The 18,282-nt window shown below is 62.2% G+C and carries 16 protein-coding genes; 9 read left to right on the top strand and 7 right to left on the bottom strand.

The window, feature by feature from the left end; genetic code table 11:
- Nucleotides 1-9: 9 nt before the first annotated feature.
- From UB90_RS09285 to UB90_RS09255, 7 genes are all read right to left on the bottom strand, one after another.
- Nucleotides 10-969 carry a TAXI family TRAP transporter solute-binding subunit gene (locus UB90_RS09285; protein WP_065325146.1) on the bottom strand — a complete coding sequence of 320 codons (960 nt, stop codon included), beginning with the start codon at nucleotides 967-969 and terminating at the stop codon, nucleotides 10-12.
- Between the two features lie 139 nt (nucleotides 970-1,108).
- Nucleotides 1,109-2,053, bottom strand: a complete 945-nt coding sequence (locus UB90_RS09280) for an ABC transporter permease (protein ID WP_065325147.1) — start codon at nucleotides 2,051-2,053, stop codon at nucleotides 1,109-1,111.
- Nucleotides 2,050-3,099 (bottom strand): ABC transporter permease, encoded by a 1,050-nt coding sequence (locus tag UB90_RS09275; protein ID WP_065323498.1) that lies wholly within the window; start codon nucleotides 3,097-3,099, stop codon nucleotides 2,050-2,052. Before UB90_RS09275 ends, UB90_RS09280 begins: the two co-directional genes overlap by 4 nt.
- Nucleotides 3,099-4,616 (bottom strand): ABC transporter ATP-binding protein, encoded by a 1,518-nt coding sequence (locus tag UB90_RS09270; RefSeq protein WP_065325148.1) that lies wholly within the window; start codon nucleotides 4,614-4,616, stop codon nucleotides 3,099-3,101. The genes UB90_RS09275 and UB90_RS09270 overlap by 1 nt, the downstream gene beginning before the upstream one ends.
- Nucleotides 4,617-4,695: 79 nt before the next feature.
- On the bottom strand, nucleotides 4,696-5,685 hold the full coding sequence (locus UB90_RS09265) for a BMP family protein (RefSeq protein WP_065325149.1): 990 nt from the start codon (nucleotides 5,683-5,685) through the stop codon (nucleotides 4,696-4,698).
- 242 nt (nucleotides 5,686-5,927) lie between these two features.
- Nucleotides 5,928-7,217, bottom strand: a complete 1,290-nt coding sequence (locus UB90_RS09260; protein WP_065325150.1) for an amidohydrolase family protein — start codon at nucleotides 7,215-7,217, stop codon at nucleotides 5,928-5,930.
- Nucleotides 7,218-7,396: 179 nt separating this feature from the next.
- On the bottom strand, nucleotides 7,397-8,368 hold the full coding sequence (locus UB90_RS09255; protein ID WP_065325151.1) for a sugar-binding transcriptional regulator: 972 nt from the start codon (nucleotides 8,366-8,368) through the stop codon (nucleotides 7,397-7,399).
- Between the two features lie 158 nt (nucleotides 8,369-8,526).
- Here UB90_RS09255 and UB90_RS09250 point away from each other — a divergent pair, with 158 nt between their 5' ends.
- The 9 genes from UB90_RS09250 to UB90_RS09210 all read left to right on the top strand — a co-directional run bounded on the left by UB90_RS09250 (nucleotide 8,527) and on the right by UB90_RS09210 (nucleotide 18,278).
- Nucleotides 8,527-9,483 carry a sugar ABC transporter substrate-binding protein gene (locus UB90_RS09250; protein WP_080929584.1) on the top strand — a complete coding sequence of 319 codons (957 nt, stop codon included), beginning with the start codon at nucleotides 8,527-8,529 and terminating at the stop codon, nucleotides 9,481-9,483.
- Between the two features lie 91 nt (nucleotides 9,484-9,574).
- Nucleotides 9,575-11,092, top strand: coding sequence for a sugar ABC transporter ATP-binding protein (locus UB90_RS09245; RefSeq protein WP_065325152.1), 1,518 nt, complete (start codon nucleotides 9,575-9,577; stop codon nucleotides 11,090-11,092).
- Nucleotides 11,089-12,084 carry an ABC transporter permease gene (locus UB90_RS09240; RefSeq protein ID WP_065331933.1) on the top strand — a complete coding sequence of 332 codons (996 nt, stop codon included), beginning with the start codon at nucleotides 11,089-11,091 and terminating at the stop codon, nucleotides 12,082-12,084. Before UB90_RS09245 ends, UB90_RS09240 begins: the two co-directional genes overlap by 4 nt.
- A gap of 10 nt (nucleotides 12,085-12,094) precedes the next feature.
- Entirely contained in the window at nucleotides 12,095-13,150 is a 1,056-nt protein-coding gene (locus UB90_RS09235) for a thiamine pyrophosphate-dependent dehydrogenase E1 component subunit alpha (RefSeq protein ID WP_065325153.1), read from the top strand.
- A 4-nt stretch (nucleotides 13,151-13,154) separates the two neighbouring features.
- Nucleotides 13,155-14,144 (top strand): alpha-ketoacid dehydrogenase subunit beta, encoded by a 990-nt coding sequence (locus UB90_RS09230; RefSeq protein ID WP_065325154.1) that lies wholly within the window; start codon nucleotides 13,155-13,157, stop codon nucleotides 14,142-14,144.
- Nucleotides 14,141-15,688 (top strand): alpha/beta fold hydrolase, encoded by a 1,548-nt coding sequence (locus UB90_RS09225; RefSeq protein ID WP_065325155.1) that lies wholly within the window; start codon nucleotides 14,141-14,143, stop codon nucleotides 15,686-15,688. Before UB90_RS09230 ends, UB90_RS09225 begins: the two co-directional genes overlap by 4 nt.
- The gene (locus UB90_RS09220) at nucleotides 15,681-16,019 is read left to right on the top strand and encodes a carboxymuconolactone decarboxylase family protein (protein WP_005685823.1); all 339 of its coding nucleotides are present in this window, start codon (nucleotides 15,681-15,683) and stop codon (nucleotides 16,017-16,019) included. The genes UB90_RS09225 and UB90_RS09220 overlap by 8 nt, the downstream gene beginning before the upstream one ends.
- 31 nt (nucleotides 16,020-16,050) lie before the next feature.
- Nucleotides 16,051-17,538: an FGGY-family carbohydrate kinase gene (locus UB90_RS09215; RefSeq protein ID WP_065325156.1), complete on the top strand. Its 1,488-nt coding sequence runs from the start codon at nucleotides 16,051-16,053 to the stop codon at nucleotides 17,536-17,538.
- A complete protein-coding gene (locus UB90_RS09210) occupies nucleotides 17,535-18,278 on the top strand; it encodes an SDR family NAD(P)-dependent oxidoreductase (RefSeq protein WP_110613674.1) in 744 nt (247 codons plus the stop codon). The genes UB90_RS09215 and UB90_RS09210 overlap by 4 nt, the downstream gene beginning before the upstream one ends.
- Nucleotides 18,279-18,282: the final 4 nt, after the last annotated feature.

Genomic DNA, 18,282 nt, shown 5'->3' with positions numbered 1-18,282 from the left:
AGTCGACTATTACTTTTGCGCGTCAGAGAGGGTGAAGCCTGCTTCCTCGTAGTAGCGCACCGCACCCGGATGCAGCGGCGTGGTGATATTGGCCATCAGCTCCTCGGTGACACCGTTCCACCACGCTGAGGTATCCGCCATTTCGGCCTTCTGTTCCCAATAGGTGCGGGTCAGTTGATAGGCGGTGTCCTCGTCCATCTTGGTGGTGGTGAAGGCCGCCACCGGCAGCGAGGTGGTGGTCACATCCTCGGTCTGGCCCGCATAGGTGCCCGCCGGGATCACCAGCTTGGTGCGCTTGGTCTCAGCCACCTGTTCGGGCGTCAGCGACACCAGCCGCACCGGGGTAGAGGCTGCGGCCTCAACCACATTCGGCGCCGGGAAGGACCCTGCGGTCACAAACGCCCCGATCTGGCCGTTCTTCAGCGCCGCCACCGCATTCGACAGTTCCGCATCCGCGATCTCGACCTTGTCGGCCAGACCAAAGAGGGTCAGGTATTTCTCGCCCTCGGTCGCACCAAAGGAGCCTTTGCCCAACAGGAGCGTCTGCCCCTCCAGATCGTCAAGCGAGGCGGCACCGCCTTCACCTGCCATCACAAAATGCATGGTCAGCGACGGGATCGGGAACAGCGCGCGGATTTCATCAAACTGCGGCGCGGATTTGCCATCAAACGGGCCTTTGCCCTTTTGTGCCAATGACACCAGCACCGGCGGCGTGGTGAAGACATAATCGCCACCGCGCGCGCGCACTTCCATGACGTTCTGCGTGGACCCTTGGCTTTCCTCGATGGTAACGATGATATCACCATTGGTGCCCGCTTTCATCGCCTCAGCCAGTTCGACCCCCATCTGGTAATAGGACGACCCGCTCTTGGCGGATTTATAGGTCACGCGGGTCTCGGCTTGGGCGGTGCCCGCGAGCATCACACCAGCCGCCAGCGTGGCTGAGAGTGTTTTGAAAAACTTGGTCATGGGTGGGTCCTCCGTTCCGGTCTGTGACAGCCCGGTCTTGGCATCATCTGCCGCTTTATCGTGCTGACCGCCGCCTCCGTGCGGTCTCGGCGACAGAGAACGCCGTGCGGCGGCTGGCGTCAACTGCAATATCAAGCGCCTAGCGCTCTCCCTTGCGATAAGGCTGCATCAAGGCCTGCGGCACACGCGCACTGCGCGACATGATGACCAGCGCCAGAATGGACAACAGATAGGGCATCATCAGGAAGATCTGATACGGCACCACCTGCCCAAGCACGTTCTGCAACCGCAGCTGATAGGCATCAAACAGCGCAAAGAGCAGCGCGCCCAGAATGGCACGGCCCGGTTTCCACGTGGAAAACACCACCAGCGCAATACAGATCCAGCCCCGCCCCTGCATCATGGTCGGAAAGAAGCTGTTAAAGGCCGAGAGCGTCAAAAACGCGCCGCCCACCGCCATCAGCGCACTGCCCGCCATCACCGCACCATAGCGCACCCGGATTGGATCGACGCCCTGCGCTTCGGCGGCATGGGGGTTTTCACCGGTGATCCGCACCGCCAGCCCCATCGGCGTACGGGCGAGGAAATACGCAAGGAAGATTGCAATGCCGATGGCCAGATAGGTGGGCGCGGTCTGACTAAACAGCGCAGGCCCCACAAAGGGCAGATCCGACAGCACCGGAATATCGAGCGGCTGAAATGGCTCTACCGTGGGCGGCGTGTTCTGTGCCGGTATCGCGATGCGAAAGATGTAGTAACTAAAGCTCGACGCAAAGAGGGTGATCCCCAGCCCCGTCACATGCTGCGACAACCCCAGCGTCACCGTCAGCCCCGCATGTAACAAACCAAACAGCGCGCCCGCCAGCGCTGCCACCAGCAGCCCGACCCACAGATCCGCGCCCTGAAACACCGCCAGCCAGCCGATCATCGCCCCAAAGGTCATGATGCCCTCGATGCCGAGATTGAGCACCCCTGCCCGCTCGCACAGAAGGGCTCCCAGCGTGCCAAAGATCAGCGGCGTTGCGATCCGCAGCACCGAGGACCACAGGCCAACCGTAAACAGGATGTCAAAGATATCAGTCATTTGCGAATCCTGTAGTTGGAGAAAAAGATCGCCACCAGCATCGTCAGCAGCGACAGCGACACCACCACATCCGCAATGAAACTGGGGATGCCAAAGCTGCGGCTCATGCTCTCTGCGCCGACAAACATCATCGCGGTAAAGATGGCGGCAAAGATCACGCCAATGGGATTAAGGCTCGCCAGCATCGCCACCACGATGCCCGTATAGCCAAAGGACGCCGACAGATCATTGGAGAGCTGCCCCTTGACGCCCATCACCTCGATGGCGCCCGCAAGCCCCGCCAGACCGCCCGACAGGCAGGCCACTTTGATCAGCGTCATCTGAAACGGCACGCCCGCAAATTTGGCGGCGGCGGGGTTGAACCCGGCGGCCTTGGCCTCCAGCCCAAAGACGGTAAAGGCATTGATGACATAGATCAGCACCGCCGCCGCAATCGCGATGATCAGCCCCAGATGCAGGCGTGTGCGCTCGATGATTTTGGGCAAGAGCCCCTCGTCGACAATCGGCACCGATTGCGGCCAGCCAAAGGCCAGCGGGTCTTTCATCGGGCCATCCAGCATCATCGACACAAACAACAGCACCACGAAATTCAGCAGAAGGGTCGTCACCACCTCGTCAACGCCAAAGCGCAGCCGCAGCCCCAGCGGGATCACCAGCATCACCATGCCGGCCAGCGCACCCGCCAGAAACAGCGCAGGGATCAGCGCAAAGGACGGCAGGCCCAGAAAGTTCTGAAAGCCAAATACCGTGGCCAGCAGCGCGCCCATATAAAACTGCCCCTCCGCGCCGATATTCCAGATCCGCGCGCGAAAGGCGACCGCCGCCGCCAGCCCGGTCACGATCAAGGGCGTGGCCCGTGTCAGGGTCTCGGTGATGGCAAACTTGGACCCAAAGGCCCCCACAAAAAGCGATTTATACGCCGCCAGCACCGGCACGCCCGCCAGTGCAATCAAAATTCCCGCCAGCGACAGCGCCGCCAGCACTGCCAGCATCGGAGCCACGATCAACAGCGCCTTTGGCTGGTTTTGCCTGCGTTCGATCCGCATCAGCGCATCCCTCCCCATTCCCCGGCCATCATCAGGCCAAGCTGGCGCGCATCCACGCCCTGTGCATCCACCGCCGGCGACAACTGCCCGGCGTGGATCGCCATGATCCGATCCGAGAGCGAGATCACCTCGTCGAGATCTTCTGACACCAGCAGCACCGCCGTGCCGCCCTTGCGCGCCGCAAGGATATCTTCGTGAATGGCGGCAATCGCGCCCTCATCCAGCCCGCGTGTCGGCTGCGCCGCCAACAGGAACACCGGGCGCTGCACGAGGCTGCGCCCCAGAATGAGCTTTTGCATATTGCCCCCCGACAGGAGGCTGATGCGGCTGTTTGGGGTGCCGCCGCGCACGTCAAAGCGTTCAATCAACGCCTGACAATAGGCCCGCGCCGGGGCCTTTCTCAGAAACCCTTGGCGTGAAAACCGCGGATCGCTGATCCGCTCCAGCACCGCGTTTTCCCACAAGGTCAGCTCTCCGACGGCACCTTGGGTGTTGCGATCCTCGGGCGTGCGGCCCACGTTCATGCCGCTCAGATCGCGCGGTGTCAGCTGCGCGACGGGGTGCCCGTCGATCTCAAATGCTCCACTGTCGGCCGGTACCACGCCCGCCACCAGATCACACAGCGCCGCCTGCCCGTTGCCAGAGACCCCCACAATCCCGAGCGTTTCTCCGGCGCGGATGTCAAAACTGATCCCGCTCAACCGCGTCACCGCTCCGGCCTGCACCACAACATCGCGCGCCCGGACCACCACCGCGCCCGGCGTGCTGGCCTCGCGCACCGGGCGTTCCACCCGGCGGCCCACCATCAGTTCGGCCAGCTCTTCTTTGCTGGTCTGCGAGGTGGCGCGCTCCGCGATCACCTTGCCCGCCCGCAGCACCACCACACGGTCAGCCCCCTTCATCACCTCATTGAGCTTGTGCGAAATAAAGATGATCGACAAACCGTCCTGTGCCATCACCCGCAGGGTCTGAAACAGCCCCTCCGCTTCCTGTTGCGTCAAAACACCTGTCGGCTCATCAAGGATCAGAATCCGCGCGTCATTATATAGCGCCTTCAGGATCTCCACCCGCTGCTGTTCGCCCACCGACAGATCGCCCACCCGCGCATCCGCATCGACGCTCAGGCCGAATTTCTGCTCCAGCGCTCTGAGCTTCTGACGGCCCTTGGCGGTGTCCGATTTCCACCCCAACAGCGGCTCGGTCCCGGTCATGACGTTTTCCAGCACCGTGAGGTTCTTGGCCAGCGAGAAATGCTGGTGCACCATGCCCACACCTGCTGCAATCGCCTCCTTGGGCTTGCCCTGCGCGATTTTGCTGCCGTTGATATAGACCTCGCCCTCGTCTGGCACGTAATGCCCAAAGAGGATGTTCATCAGCGTCGTCTTGCCCGCGCCGTTTTCCCCAAGCAGCGCCACCACCTCGCCCCGGTGCAGCGTGATGGAGATATTGTCATTCGCCGCAAAGGACCCGAACCGTTTGGTCACGGAATCCAGATGCAGCACAACGGGTTCAGACATGTCGGTGCCTCCTGAACATGTGCTGTAGGATGTCAGGCGCAGAGGGGGCCCTGCGCCTTGGGCAATGTGTTTGAAAAGCTCAGGCTGGCTCGTCGAAGTTGATATCGACCTCGAACTCACCCGCCTTGATGGCGGCGCGGACCTCTTCCATCGGGGCAATCGCGTCTTCTGGCACCATCGAGGCCACAAAGGAGATATCGTTGCCGCCCTCTTTCATGAGGCCAAAACGGGTGTAATCCTCGCCGCTGGACTTGCCCGCCGCGCGATCCGCAAGTGCCGCACCCAGGATCGGGCCAAAGTTCCAGATCGCATTGGAGAACACCGTCTCCGGGTAGCGCTCGGAATAATCCGTGAGCGAGCCCACCGCCTTGATGCCGCGCTCCTTGGCGGCGTCAGCGGTGCCGATGCGTTCGCCAAACAGGATATCCGCACCAGAATCGATCTGCGCCAGCCCCGCCTCGCGCGCCTTGGGCGGGTCAAAAAACGTACCGATAAAGTTGATCAGGTGTTTTGCATCCGGGCGCACCGCATCCACCCCTTGGCGAAAGCCGTTAATCAGCATGTTCACCTCGGGGATCGGGATTGCGCCCACCGCCCCAAACACCCCGGACTGGCTCATTTTACCGGCCAGCATGCCACACAGATAGGCGGCTTCATGGTTCCATGTGCCAAAGGTACCGAAATTGTCGCCCTGCGGCTTGCCGCTGGAGCCCATCACAAACCGTGTCTCCGGGTAGTCGCCCGCAACCTGCCGCGCCTCGCGCTCGACCGCATAGGCCTCGCCCACGATCACCTGCGCGCCCTGTTCGGCAAATTCCCGCATTGCACGGGCATAATCAGTCCCTGCAATCCCCTCGGAGAAGACATATTCAATCTCGCCGCGCTCTGCCGCTTCCAGCATCGCCACATGCAGACGCGAATTCCAAGCATTCTCAACGGGTGAGGCATGCACCCCCGCCACCTTGATCGGCGCTTGCGCCATGACCATCGGGGCTGGCAACAAAGAGGCCGCGCCCAAGGCCGCACCACTTTTCAGAATTGTTCTTCGATTGAGACCTGGCTTTTTCATGATTGTTCTCCTCCACAGATCATTTTTCGCTTGTGTCTATTCTGGTGATCATTCCCTCAGTTTGATCGCCCAGCCAGCGCAACCCTCCTCCGGTCCGCGCTGAATGACGATCATCGGCGTTGTTCGCCTTCTTTTTGACCGTTTGGTCAAATGTTATGCACATCAGAGACAAATAGGTGAAAAATTTTCTGTCTCTTTGCGTATGATTCACGCAACATTATTTCACAATTGACAGTTTGCGGTCATTCACCGGGACAATAGCTTGCCGGGTCCACCTGCGCGGGACGTCCCTTTAGCGAGAGCGTGGCAATCTTTGGCGGTGTCTCAGAGATCACCTTGCCGCCGCGCACAACGGCCAGCCGCGAGGGTTTCAACCGGATCGCCTCAATCGGGTCATAGGCCTGCAACAGCACCATATCCGCCTTATTGCCAACCGCCAGACCATAGCCCTCCAGCCCGAGGATCTTGGCCGGGTGCTCCGTTACCGCATCAAAGCACCAGCGCATATCCTCGCGCGACGACAATTGCCCCACATGCAGCCCCATGGAGGCCACCTCCAGCATGTCCGCCGCCCCTAGCGAATACCAAGGGTCCATCACGCAATCAGCACCAAAGGCCACATTCAGCCCGGCATCCCGAAGCTCGCGCACGCGGGTCTGACCCCGGCGTTTGGGATAGCTGTCATGGCGGCCCTGCAACATGATATTGATGAGCGGATTGGCGATCACCTGCATATCGGCCTCAGCCATCAGCGCGATCAGCTTGGACACAAAGTAATTGTCCATCGAATGCATCGAGGTCAGATGCGATCCCGTCACCCGCCCCTGCAACCCAAGCCGCTGGGTCTCATAGGCCAATGTCTCCACATGGCGTGACAGCGGATCATCGGATTCGTCACAATGCATATCGACCCGCAGGCCCCGCTCTGCCGCCACTTCGCACAGCCACGAAACCGAGCGCGCGCCATCCGCCATTGTGCGTTCAAAATGCGGGATGCCACCCACTACATCGACCCCCATATCGAGAGCCCGCAACAGGTGCTTGTCCGCCCCTTCGGCGCGAAACACCCCATCCTGCGGAAAGGCCACAAGCTGCAGATCGATATAGTCTTTGACGTTCTCGCGCACCTCCAGCATCGCCTCGACGGTCTTGAGATCCTCATCGCTCACATCCACATGGGTGCGGATGGCAAGAAGGCCCTGACTGACCGCCAGATCACAATAGCGCATCGCCCGCGCGACGATCTCATCAATGCTCTGGATCGGTTTGAGCTCCCCCCAAAGCGCAATCCCTTCCAGCAACGTGCCCGACGCATTCATCCGGGGACGTCCCAGCGACAGGGTGGCATCCAGATGGAAATGCGCATCCACAAAGGGCGGCGACACCAGCAGACCCTGCGCATCAATGACCCGCGCGGCCTCTGCCGTGATATTGGGCTCAAGCGCGGCAATGCGCCCGTCCCGACAGGCAATGTCGCACCCGCTGCGACCATCAGGCAGAGTCGCGTTCTGGATAATCAGGTCAAAACTCATGGTGGCTGTCCTCTCGTTGCCAGCTGCGTTGGGGGCTGGCTCTGCCAGTCTCTCCCCCGTCGCACCGGACCTTTGCCCGCAGCCTGCCAGCACTTTACCAATTGGTCAATTTTTCAAATGTCAGACGCCACGGGCTGCGTATGGCACCGCCCGCCCTGTTTGCGCTCAATTTGGAAATCTCACATCTCGTTCAACAGGCAGGCGGTATCGCCGTCAATAATCAGGGTCTTCACCAGACCGCTGTGCAGCAGCGCAAGCGTGGCTTCTGCCTTCTCAACGCCCCCGGACAGCAGCACACAATGTGATTGCCGCAGCGAGTCAAACCCGACCGCAAGGGTGCGGTGGTTGAGGTCATGATCGACCGGCAGACCGTCGGCGCCAAAGAAGATACCATTGGTGTCGCCAATCGCCCCGGCATCCCGCAGCGCGCTCAGTTCCGACGAAGAGATCATCCCGGACTGGCGCAACAGCGACTCATCCGTGAGTTCCCCGACCGAGATGATCGCAAGATCGGGCCGACGTGCCATATCGAGAACCGCGCTCACCGTGGTCTGCGCCAAAAGCGTGTCGCGATCCTCGGCGCTATTGGCAATAAACGGCACCGCCAGAAAGTAACCCTCCGCCCCCGTGGCACGGGCCAGCGCCTGCACCACTTCGAACGGATTAAACGCGCTATTGGCGGTTAAGGACCCCATCAGGCTGACAAAACGCGCCGAAGGTGCCCGCACACCGGCCATATTGCGGGTGATCTGATCGAGGGTCCGCCCCCATCCCGTGCCAATCACCGAGTCGGGTTGCCGCGCCAGTTGATCACGCAACAGCGCCGCCGCCAGCGATCCCACCGCCCGGCGCGGAAAATCCTTGAGATGGCCGGGCAATCTGCTGCCACGGGTCAGCCCCAATGGCGGCGAACAGATGCAGCGCTCTAGGTTGAACCGCGCCCGCAGCGCCTCTTCCACCTCCAACAGACCATTGCCCCGTGAATCGATCGAGATCGACACGATCCCCGCCTCTTTTGCGAGTTGAAGCAACTTGTTGACCCGCGCGCGAGTCATCCCAAGCCGGTTTGCCGTCTCCTCCTGATTGAGGCCGCCGACATAATAGAGCCAGGCTGCGCGGCTCATGATTTGCACATCATCAATATCTTTCATGCCCAGAGAATAACCTTTGTCTCTCGGCCTGACAATTGTACATCCACTTCATGAATTACAAATGTACTCATGCTTGACAAAAGTAATGTCGAGTCGCAGTATCCCCCTGTGCCAGCGGTGAGGAGGACCGCGATCACATCTATTCCAGGGAGGAACCAATGACCAAAATCGCCTTCAAACTCTCAACATGTGTCGCCGCAACCGCGCTCGCCGTGGGCGTTGCCGCCCCCCTTGCCGCGCAGGATGCGCTCAATATCGCGTGGGTGCATTCCAACGCCGCCGCCCAGTCCGAACAGCGCGTCAAAGCCGGTTTTGAGGACTGGCTTTCGGACAAAGGGTATGACTGGGACGTCAGTTTTCTGGACAGTCAGGGCTCTGGCGAGGCCACCGCCTCAAACCTTCAGGACGCGGTGTCGCGCGGGGTTGATGCCATCATCATCACCATGTCGGATTTGCGCGCCTCCAAAGCGGCCATTGATGTCGCGGTCGAGGCAGGCGTGCCGGTCTTTTCCGTCGACAGCGGCTATATCGACGGCGTTCAGGTGGATATCACCACCAACAACTGGGCCATGTCCGCAGATGTCTCGCCTTACCTGCTCGATCAACTGGGCGGCGCGGGCAATCTGATCTTCTTCCGCATGGCCGAACACCACGGCACCCGCAAACGCGGCGACGTGATGGAAAAAGTGCTGCAGGAATACGGCGACGTAAAGGTGCTGGCCGAACACAACATCGACTACACTGCTTTCTTTGAGGACACGACCTCAACCATGCAGGACTATGTCGCCCGCTTTGGCGAGGACATCGATGCGGTCTGGGCGCCATGGGACGAACCGGCGCAGGCCACCATCAACGTGATGAAGGCCGCAGGGCTTTCAGATGTCAAAGTCATCGGCATCGACGGCCACCCGCAGGCCGTGGCCGAGGTCTGCAAGCCCGACAGCATGATGATCGCCACCGTGAGCCAGCCGTTTGAGGGTATGGGCGCACAGATTGGCGACTGGATCACCGCCATCGTCGGCGAGGGCAAGGCGCGCGAGGACGTGATCCCCAGCGATATCGTCTACATGGACGCCCCCTTGGTGACCAAGCAAAACTGCAAAGACTTCATGTAACCCCTGTCTCCCCGGCGGCGGACCATGTGCCAGCAGGCTGCGTGGTCCGCCTTCAAACGGTCTTTTTGAAATCACCCGAAAGGAGGGGCACATGTCTGTGCATCTCTCTGATATCCTTATGGAGTTCCCGGGCACGCGGGCGCTGGACGAGGTCAATGTCGCCTTCCATTTCAACGAGGTGCATGGCCTCGTGGGCGAAAACGGCGCAGGCAAGAGCACCTTTGTGAACATCCTTGGCGGCTCGCTCCAGCCCACACGCGGCCGGATCACGGTTGCGGGCACCGACGTCACGCTCAGCAGCCCGCGCAGCGCGCTTGGGCATGGCATCGCCCATGTCAGCCAAGAAGGCAGCCTCGTGCCCTCGCTGACGGGCGCTGAAAACATCATGCTCGGGGTCGAACCCCGCCACACCGCCGGGATCATGCGCCGGGGTGCCCTGCGCTCCGAGGCCGAGCGGCTGCTGGCAACATGGTTTCCGGGGTTGGATCTTGATCTGCACCGCCCGGTTGGTGACTTGCCGATGGCAGACCGCAAGGTGATCGAGATCGTGCGCGCCCTGCGTGGCGACATTCGTCTATTGATCCTCGACGAGCCCACCGCAACGCTTGAGGCGCGCGAGAAAAAGCAGCTGTGGGGCATCATCAAACGTCTGCCCACCAAAGGCGTCGGAGTGGTGTTGATCTCGCATTTCCTCTCTGAGGTGGTGGAGCTGTCGGACCGGATCACCGTGCTGCGCGACGGCAAACATGTGGGCACGCTCGACCGCGCCGCCGCCAGCGAAGCGGTGCTGACCGATCTTATGCTGCGCCGCGAGGCCGGACAGCCAGAGGCCGAAACCGCCGCCCCCTCCACGCCTGCGGACCCCGCCACTGCCCCTGTTATCCTCGCGGTCGAGGATTGGGCCGTCGGCTCCGTCGAGATGGACGCATTTCACCTGCGCCGGGGCGAGATCGTCGGCCTGATCGGCCTGACGGGGGCCGGGCATTTTGGCTTTGCACGGTCTCTTTATGCCAGACAGGGTGTCGTGCGCGGTGAACTCTCTGTGGATGGCCAGCCGATCCGTGGCTCCGGCGTGCGTGTCATGCAGCGCGCCGGCGTGGCCTTGGTCCCGGATCACCGGATGGAAAACGCGCTCGCGGGCGATGGCACGGTGGTTGAAAACCTCACCATGGTGCATCCCGAATTTGCCGCCAAAAGCGGCATCCTGAACCGCAGCCTTGAGCGGCGCGAAGCGGACCGGGTGATTAAGCTCCTGAATGTCAAAACCCCAAACCAACGCCAGCTGATCCGCAACCTGTCTGGTGGCAACAAGCAAAAGGTCTCTATCGGCAAATGGCTCTATGGCGCAGAGGCCCGCTACAAGGTTCTGATCTTCATCGAGCCAGCCGAAGGCGTCGATATCGGCGCCAAAATGGAGATCTACGCCCATATGCGCCGCCTCGCCGCAGAAGGCGCCGCGATCCTCATTGCCTCGTCTGATCTGGGCGAAATCGCTCAGGTCTGCCACCGCGCCATTCCCTTTGTCCACGGTCGCCCCGGTGCAGACATTCATGCCCGGGACTTTTCCGAGGGCCAGTTCATCACAGCCATCACCGGAGATGCAGCATGACCAGCCAAACTGCACAGATATCTGCGTCCACACCCGCCTCCGCGCCCAAACCGGTCCGGTCGGATTTTGTTCAGCGCTACTCGACGCTGGGTGTTCTGATCTTGATGTTTTTGGGGTTCTCGCTGTTCGTCGACCGCTTTTTGACGCCGTTTAACCTCTCTAACATTCTGCAACAGATTGCGATCCTGACCATTGTGGGCTCGGGGCTGACCTTTGGCTTTGCGGCCAAGGAAATCGACCTCTCGGTGGGCTATACGGTGGGGCTTGCGGGCATTCTCGTGCCGCTCCTGCTGACCATGGGCTACCCGCTGGCGCTTGCACTTCTGGCGGGGTTGCTGGCCGGGATCATCGTCGGCCTCATCAATGGGGTGCTGATCACCAAGGTCGGTATTCCCTCGCTGATCGCAACCCTCGCCATGGGGTCCATCCTCTTTGGGGTCAACTTCCTGATGACCGGTGGACGCGCGATCTATGGCGGCTTGCCCGGCACCTATCTCGCCTTGGGTCAGGGCCGTCTGTTCGGCATCCCCAACCTTGCGTTCTTTATGGTCTGCGCCGTGGCCATCGCGTGGTTCGTGATGGAGCGCACAGTCTTTGGCCGCTACGTCTATGCGGTCGGCGGCAACCAGAAAGCGGCTGAGCTTTCGGGGGTGCGGATCACCTTTTACCGGATGGCGGCCTTGGTCCTTGTCTCGGTCTTTGCGGTGATCGCTGGCGCGCTTCTGGCCTCCCGTCTGGGGTCGGGACAGCCCAATGTGGGCGAACGCTACCTGCTCGACGGGCTGGCTACCGTATTTATCGGCATGACCATGTTCCGTCCGGGCACCGCAACCGTGCTGGGCACCTTTTGCGGCGCGCTCTTCATCGGGGTCATCAACAACGGCCTCAACCTGATCGGGATGGACACCTACATCCAGAACATCGTCAAAGGCATCATCATTCTGACCGCCGTGGCGATTGTCTCCCGCACGACCAAACTGAATTTGCTGTGAGGATGCAACTATGACGGCACCCATTGAAACCGCCGTGGCCGACCGGGCTGCCCGCTCCAACACGGAACTGCTCCCGCTTTATCGACAGATGCGCCGTGTCAGAACCTTCGAGGAACGGGTGGGCGAATTGTTCGTGCGCGGCCAGTCCGCAGGCTCCATGCTCCACCTGTCGATCGGCGAAGAAGCCGCCGCTGTCGGCGTTGCCTCCCTGATGCAGGAGGGCGACACCTTCACGACCCACCACCGCGGTCACGGGATCTTTCTCGCCCGTGGGGCTGATCCCAAACGTATGATGGCTGAAATCGGCGGCAAGGAAGAGGGCTATTGCCGGGGCAAAGGCGGCTCCATGCATATTGCCGATATGGGGCTCGGGCATCTGGGCGCAAACGCCATCGTGGGTGGCGGCATCCCTGCCGTGGTCGGCGCGGGTCTGGCCTCCAAACGCGCGGGCAAAGGGGCCATTTCGGTGGCGTTTTTTGGCGATGGCGCGATGCAGCAGGGCATCCTCTATGAGAGCATGAACATGGCCGCGCTCTGGGATTTGCCGGTGGTCTTTGTCTGCATCAACAACCAATACGGCATGGGCACCCGCATCGAACAGGCCACCAAGGGCCGCGCCCTGCATGAACGCGGTCTGGCCTTTGGTCTCAATGCCGAAACCGTGGATGGGCTGGATGTGCGCGAGGTGCGCGCCGCCGCCACCCGGGTGATTGATGCGGCGCGCGGCGGCACACCCGGATTTCTCGCCATAGAATGCTACCGTTTTTATGGCCACGCCCGGATGGACAAAAGCCCCTACCGCAGCGCCGAGGACGAGGAACAGGGCCGCGCCAAGGACCCGGTCCAATTCGCCCGCGCCGCCCTGATCGAAATGGGCGAGGCAGACAGCACACATCTCGACGCACTCGATCAGGAGATCGCAGCAGAGATGGATGCCACCATTGATTTCACCATCGCCGCCAGTGAGCCGCCACTGAACTCGATGTTCCGCGATGTCTACGCGCCCGGCGAACCCGAACCCGAGGCCGTGGCCGCGCGTATTGACCGAATTCTTGCAAGGGAGTGAGCACATGGTCCAGATGACATATAGGGATGCGCTCAAACAGGCGCTGCGCGATGCCATGACCGAGGACGACAGCGTTGTGGTGATCGGCGAAGAGGTCGGACGCTACGGCGGCGCTTATGGTGTCACCAAAGGACTCTATGAGGAATTTGGCGCCGCGCGGATGATCGACACGCCCATTTCAGAACCTGCCATCATCGGCGCTGCGGTGGGGGCCGCCATGTCCGGCCTGCGCCCCGTGGCCGAGCTGATGTATGTCGATTTTATCGGCATGACGATGGACCAGCTGGGCAATCAGGCCGCAAAGATCCGCTATATGTTCGGCGGTCAGATCGGCGTGCCGATGGTCCTGCGCACCCAAGGTGGCACGGGCCGGTCCGCAGGCGCGCAGCATTCGCAATCGCTTGAGGCTTACGTGCTGCACACCCCCGGCCTGCGCCTCGTGATGCCCGCAACCGTGTCGGACGCCTATCACCTGTTGCGCCAATCGCTGCGTCAGCCCGATCCGGTGGTGTTCATCGAACACAAGGCACTCTACACCCTGAAAGAAGAGGTCGACCTCTCGGCCCCACCCCCGGCATGGGGCAAGGCCGCCGTGCGCCGCACCGGCGACGATCTGGTGATCGTGACCTACTCGCGTCAGGTGCACCATGCGCTGAAGGCCGCAGAAGAGCTGTCCAAACAAGGACTTGAGGCAACAGTCATTGATCTGCGCTGCCTCAACCCGCTGGATTTCGATACCGTGCGCCAACATGTGGAACGCGTCGGGCGGGTGATGGTCGTCTCCGAAGGGGTCATGACCGCCGGTGTTGGCGCGGAACTCTCTGCGCGCATCCACGAGGAATGTTTCGACTTCCTCGCAGAACCGGTGATCCGGCTGTGCGGCGAGGACATCCCGATCTCCGTCTCGGTCGATCTGGAGGCCAACTCCGTGCCCACATCACAGGCGGTGCAACAGGTGGCCGCGCGACTGCTGGCAGAAAGGAGCGCAGCATGAGCACCGTCACCCTGACCATGCCCCGCCTTGGCGAGACCATGGAAGAAGGCACGGTCTCCGAATGGCGCATCACCGAGGGTCAGTCGTTTGAGCGCGGCGCGCCTTTGGTGGAGTTTGAGACCGACAAAACGGCGGTGGAATACCCGGCCCTTGGCTCCGGTCGCTTGGTAAAGATCCTCGTCAGCCCCGGCGCGCTGGTGCGCCTGGGAGAGCCGATTGCCGAAATCGATCTTGCGGGCGCGGAGGATTGGGTCAGCGCCACAGATGCTGACCCAGATACGGATGCGGATACAGCGCCCCCCACGGCGGGCAAGGTGGTGATCGACCTGCTGATGCCTCGCTTGGGTGAAACCATGGAAGAGGGCAAAATCATCAGCTGGATGGTGAAACTGGGCGAAGACTACGCCCGCGGCGCTTCCCTGCTGGAGGTCGAGACCGACAAAACCGTGGCTGAATTTCCCGCTCTGGTGTCCGGTCGCCTGGTGGAAACTCTTGTTGCACCGGGAGAGACCGTCAAGGTCGACACCCCCATCGCCCGCGTCGAAGTCGCACCTAAAGATGCAGGCGATATGCCCCCCGCCGCAGAGCCCGTGGCCTCTCCCGCAGCCGCCACCGCCAACACCCCCACGGCCCCCTCTCCGTCCGCGCCGCGCCCTGCCGGGGAGCGTCTGCGCGCCACCCCTCTGGCCCGCCGCGCCGCGCGCCGGGCCGGGCTGGATCTCAACAACATCCAAGGCACCGGGCGACGTGGCCGTATTGAGCTTATCGATGTGACCCGCAGCCAATCCGGCAGCACAGGTCGTCTGGCGGCCATGTCTTGGGGACCAGCCAATGGCACCCCTGCCCTGCTCGTGCACGGTTTTGGGGGCGACAGCGTCACTTTTGAACAGCTTGGTAAAATGCTTGGTCGCGCCGGGATCGCCGCGCGGGCGGTCGATCTGCCCGCCCATGGCAAGACGCCGCAAGAGGCGCAGACCTTTGACGATCTGGTCAATGCCCTGACCCAAGAGCTCGACCCCGCGCGTCCGGTGCATCTGGTGGGCCATTCGCTTGGGGCAGCCACCGCCATTGCCGCCACCGCTGCCACGCCCCAAGCGGTGCGCTCGCTTACGCTGATTGCGCCGGCAGGGCTCGGTCTCTGGATCAACGGTGCCTTCCTCACCGGCATGGCCGAAGCCACAAGCGCCGGGGCCATCGCCCATCTGCTGCGCAACCTCTCTGCGCGTGCCGCCGCCTTCTCGCCAGCCACCGTGGCGCAGATCCACGCCGATCTTGCGCGTGGACGTCTGACCGCACTGGCCTCGGATCTGAGCCATGGCGATCAGCAGCGGCTGAACCTGCGCGCCCCGCTCGCAGATCTGGCCCGGCAAATGCCAGTGCGGATTCTAACCGGATGCGAAGATGCGGTGCTCGACTGGCAGGATGCGCTCGATGTTGCGCCAGAGATCGCGCTCCACGTCTTTGCCCGCGCCGGACATATGCCGCATTGGGATGATCCCAAAGCCGCCGCCGCCATTATCGCCAAGGGGATCATCGATGACTGACACACCGCCGACCGAGGCCCTGAAGGCCGCAAAACTGCGCATGGGCGCTTTTGCCAAACAAGCACCCGACCTGATGAAAGGCTTTGCCGCCGTGTCATCCGCCGCCACCACGGCAGGCCACTTCAGCACCGCCGACCGCGAATTGATCGCCGTTGCAATCGCTGTTGCAACCCGCTGCGAAGATTGCATCCTCTATCATGTCGATGCGGCCAAACGCCATGCGGCCAGCGAGGAGGCGCTGGTTGCGGCCCTTGAGGTGGCCGTCGAAATGGGGGGCGGGCCCGCTGTCATGTACGCGGGCAAGGCATTGGAGGCCTACCGCACTCTCTAAAGGAACCCTGTCCATGATATGAGGAGGTTTCATGGCCTGTTTTTTGACTGCCGATGGTGGCACCGAAAGCCTGCGCGCCCGCGTCTACGATGCCGATGGCACCTGTCTCGGGACCAGCGCCGTGCCCTACAAAACCGATTTCAAACCGGGACGAGTAGAGCAAAACCCCGAGGACTGGTGGCAGACCTTCGTCAACGCTGCACAGGGCGCAATCCGCGCGGCTGGAGTCCCCGCCGACCAGATCACGGCGATCTGCTACGCGACGACCTGCTGCACGGTGGTCGCCCTTGATGAAAATGGCCGCGCGCTGCGCCCCGCGATCATGTGGATGGATGTGCGCGCCCATGACGAGGCGCAAGCCGTGCTCGACACCGCAGATCCCGCACTGGCGCTCAATGGCGGCGGCAAGGGGCCGGTCTCTGCCGAATGGATGATCCCAAAATCGCTCTGGCTCAAACGCAATGAGCCGGAGATTTTTGAAAAAGCCCATCGCATCTGCGAATATCAGGATTTCATCACCTATCGTCTGACCGGCGAATGGGCCGCCAGCCTCGATAATGCCGGGCTGCGCTGGCACTACCGCTCCCGCGAGGGGGGATGGGCCAGCAGCCTTCTGCAAAAACTGGGCATACCCGAGCTTGAGGAGAAATGGCCCAATCGTGTCGTCGCACCGGGGGATGTGGTTGGCACCCTCACGGCCGCCGCTGCCAACGAGCTGGGCCTGCCCGCATCGGTCAAAGTGGTGCAGGGGGGCGCGGATGCGCTGATCGGCATGATCGGCCTCGGGGTCCACCGCCCCGGCCAGCTTGCGATGATCACCGGCTCTTCGCATCTCCAGTTCGGCGTCACCGAAACCCCCATCCACGCGCAGGGCGTTTGGGGCAGCTATGCCGATATCGTCTACCCCGACCGCTGGATCGTCGAGGGCGGGCAAACCTCGACCGGCTCGATCCTCAACTGGCTGTCACGCCTCACCGGCGCACCGCTGGATTTCGAACGCCTGAACGCCAAAGCCGCAGCCCTGCCACCGGGGGCTGAGGGGCTGTTGGTGCAGGATCATTTTCAGGGCAACCGCACGCCGCACACCGATCCGCTGTCGCGCGGCGCTTTGGTCGGGCTGAACCTTGGCCATGAGTTGCACCATATTTTCCGCGCCACCATGGAAGGTATCGGCTTTGGCACCCGCGCCATTCTCGATGCCTTTGCGCAGGCGGGTTACACGGGCGAGGAAATCACCGTTGGCGGCGGGGCTACTGCCTCTGATCTGTGGTTGCAAATCCACGCCGATACCGCAGGCATCCCGGTGCGGGTGCCCGCCTCGCCCGATGCCCCCTCAACCGGCTCGGCGGTGCTTGCGGGCGTCGGCGCTGGCATTTTTGACACCATCGATGAGGGCATCGGCGTTATGGTCCACCCCGGACGCCTGATTGAGCCGCGCGCGGACAATACCCGCGCCTATGACGAGATCTACACACGCTACTGCGCACTCTATCCGGCGCTGAAACAGGTGCTGTCATGAGTTTGGCCACACAATTCAGCCTGCAGGGCCAGACCGCATTGGTGACCGGCGGGGCCAAGGGGATCGGTGCTGCCATTTCTCGCACGCTGACGCAGGCCGGTGCCACGGTGGTGATCGCCGATCTGGATAAAACCGCAGGCGAGGCCCTCGCCACCGCGCTTGGCGGACGCTTTGCGCCCCTTGATGTGACCGACTGGGACGCCTGCGCCGCGCTTGCGCGCCGCGAACACCCCGACGTGCTGGTGGCCAATGCCGGCATCGTTCACAACGCCCCGACCGCAACCGTGGACCCCGCCGACTGGCGGCGGGTGATCGACGTGAATTTGACGGGCGTGTTTCACAGTTTGCGCGCCTTTGGACCCGGCATGGCCCACCGCGGCAGCGGCGCATGTGTTGTGACCTCGTCGATCTGCGGCGAGGTGGCCGTCTGGCCGCAACCACAAGCCGCCTATAACGCCGCCAAGGCCGGGGTCAATTTGCTGGTCAAATCCACCGCTTTGGAATGGGCCAGCCAAGGGGTGCGCGTCAATGCGGTGGCACCCGGCTACACCGCCACCGAACTCACGCTGGCGGGTCGCTCCAAACCGGACTGGTTTGAGGTCTGGATGCAGCGCACTCCGATGGGGCGTCTGGGCGACCCACAAGAGATCGCCGACCCGGTCCTGTTCCTCGCCTCTCCCGCCGCCAGCTACATCACCGGCACCATCCTCACGGTGGATGGCGGCTATACCGCAGCTTAACAGG

Origin of the sequence: Tritonibacter mobilis (assembly GCF_001681715.1) — a bacterium.
GTDB lineage: Bacteria > Pseudomonadota > Alphaproteobacteria > Rhodobacterales > Rhodobacteraceae > Epibacterium > Epibacterium mobile.
The sequence above is the reverse complement of the archived record's forward strand: the minus strand, read 5'-3'. Positions and strand labels throughout refer to the sequence as shown.

Excerpts from the sequence above, each read along its gene's own strand:
- UB90_RS09220 (WP_005685823.1), top strand. The coding sequence starts at position 15,681 with ATGACTGACACACCGCCGACCGAGGCCCTGAAGGCCGCAAAACTGCGC.
- UB90_RS09285 (WP_065325146.1), bottom strand. The coding sequence starts at position 969 with ATGACCAAGTTTTTCAAAACACTCTCAGCCACGCTGGCGGCTGGTGTG.
- UB90_RS09250 (WP_080929584.1), top strand. The coding sequence starts at position 8,527 with ATGACCAAAATCGCCTTCAAACTCTCAACATGTGTCGCCGCAACCGCG.
- UB90_RS09230 (WP_065325154.1), top strand. The coding sequence starts at position 13,155 with ATGGTCCAGATGACATATAGGGATGCGCTCAAACAGGCGCTGCGCGAT.
- UB90_RS09235 (WP_065325153.1), top strand. The coding sequence starts at position 12,095 with ATGACGGCACCCATTGAAACCGCCGTGGCCGACCGGGCTGCCCGCTCC.
- UB90_RS09225 (WP_065325155.1), top strand. The coding sequence starts at position 14,141 with ATGAGCACCGTCACCCTGACCATGCCCCGCCTTGGCGAGACCATGGAA.
- UB90_RS09255 (WP_065325151.1), bottom strand. The coding sequence starts at position 8,368 with ATGAAAGATATTGATGATGTGCAAATCATGAGCCGCGCAGCCTGGCTC.
- UB90_RS09240 (WP_065331933.1), top strand. The coding sequence starts at position 11,089 with ATGACCAGCCAAACTGCACAGATATCTGCGTCCACACCCGCCTCCGCG.
- UB90_RS09270 (WP_065325148.1), bottom strand. The coding sequence starts at position 4,616 with ATGTCTGAACCCGTTGTGCTGCATCTGGATTCCGTGACCAAACGGTTC.
- UB90_RS09215 (WP_065325156.1), top strand. The coding sequence starts at position 16,051 with ATGGCCTGTTTTTTGACTGCCGATGGTGGCACCGAAAGCCTGCGCGCC.
- UB90_RS09265 (WP_065325149.1), bottom strand. The coding sequence starts at position 5,685 with ATGAAAAAGCCAGGTCTCAATCGAAGAACAATTCTGAAAAGTGGTGCG.
- UB90_RS09280 (WP_065325147.1), bottom strand. The coding sequence starts at position 2,053 with ATGACTGATATCTTTGACATCCTGTTTACGGTTGGCCTGTGGTCCTCG.
- UB90_RS09245 (WP_065325152.1), top strand. The coding sequence starts at position 9,575 with ATGTCTGTGCATCTCTCTGATATCCTTATGGAGTTCCCGGGCACGCGG.
- UB90_RS09210 (WP_110613674.1), top strand. The coding sequence starts at position 17,535 with ATGAGTTTGGCCACACAATTCAGCCTGCAGGGCCAGACCGCATTGGTG.
- UB90_RS09260 (WP_065325150.1), bottom strand. The coding sequence starts at position 7,217 with ATGAGTTTTGACCTGATTATCCAGAACGCGACTCTGCCTGATGGTCGC.
- UB90_RS09275 (WP_065323498.1), bottom strand. The coding sequence starts at position 3,099 with ATGCGGATCGAACGCAGGCAAAACCAGCCAAAGGCGCTGTTGATCGTG.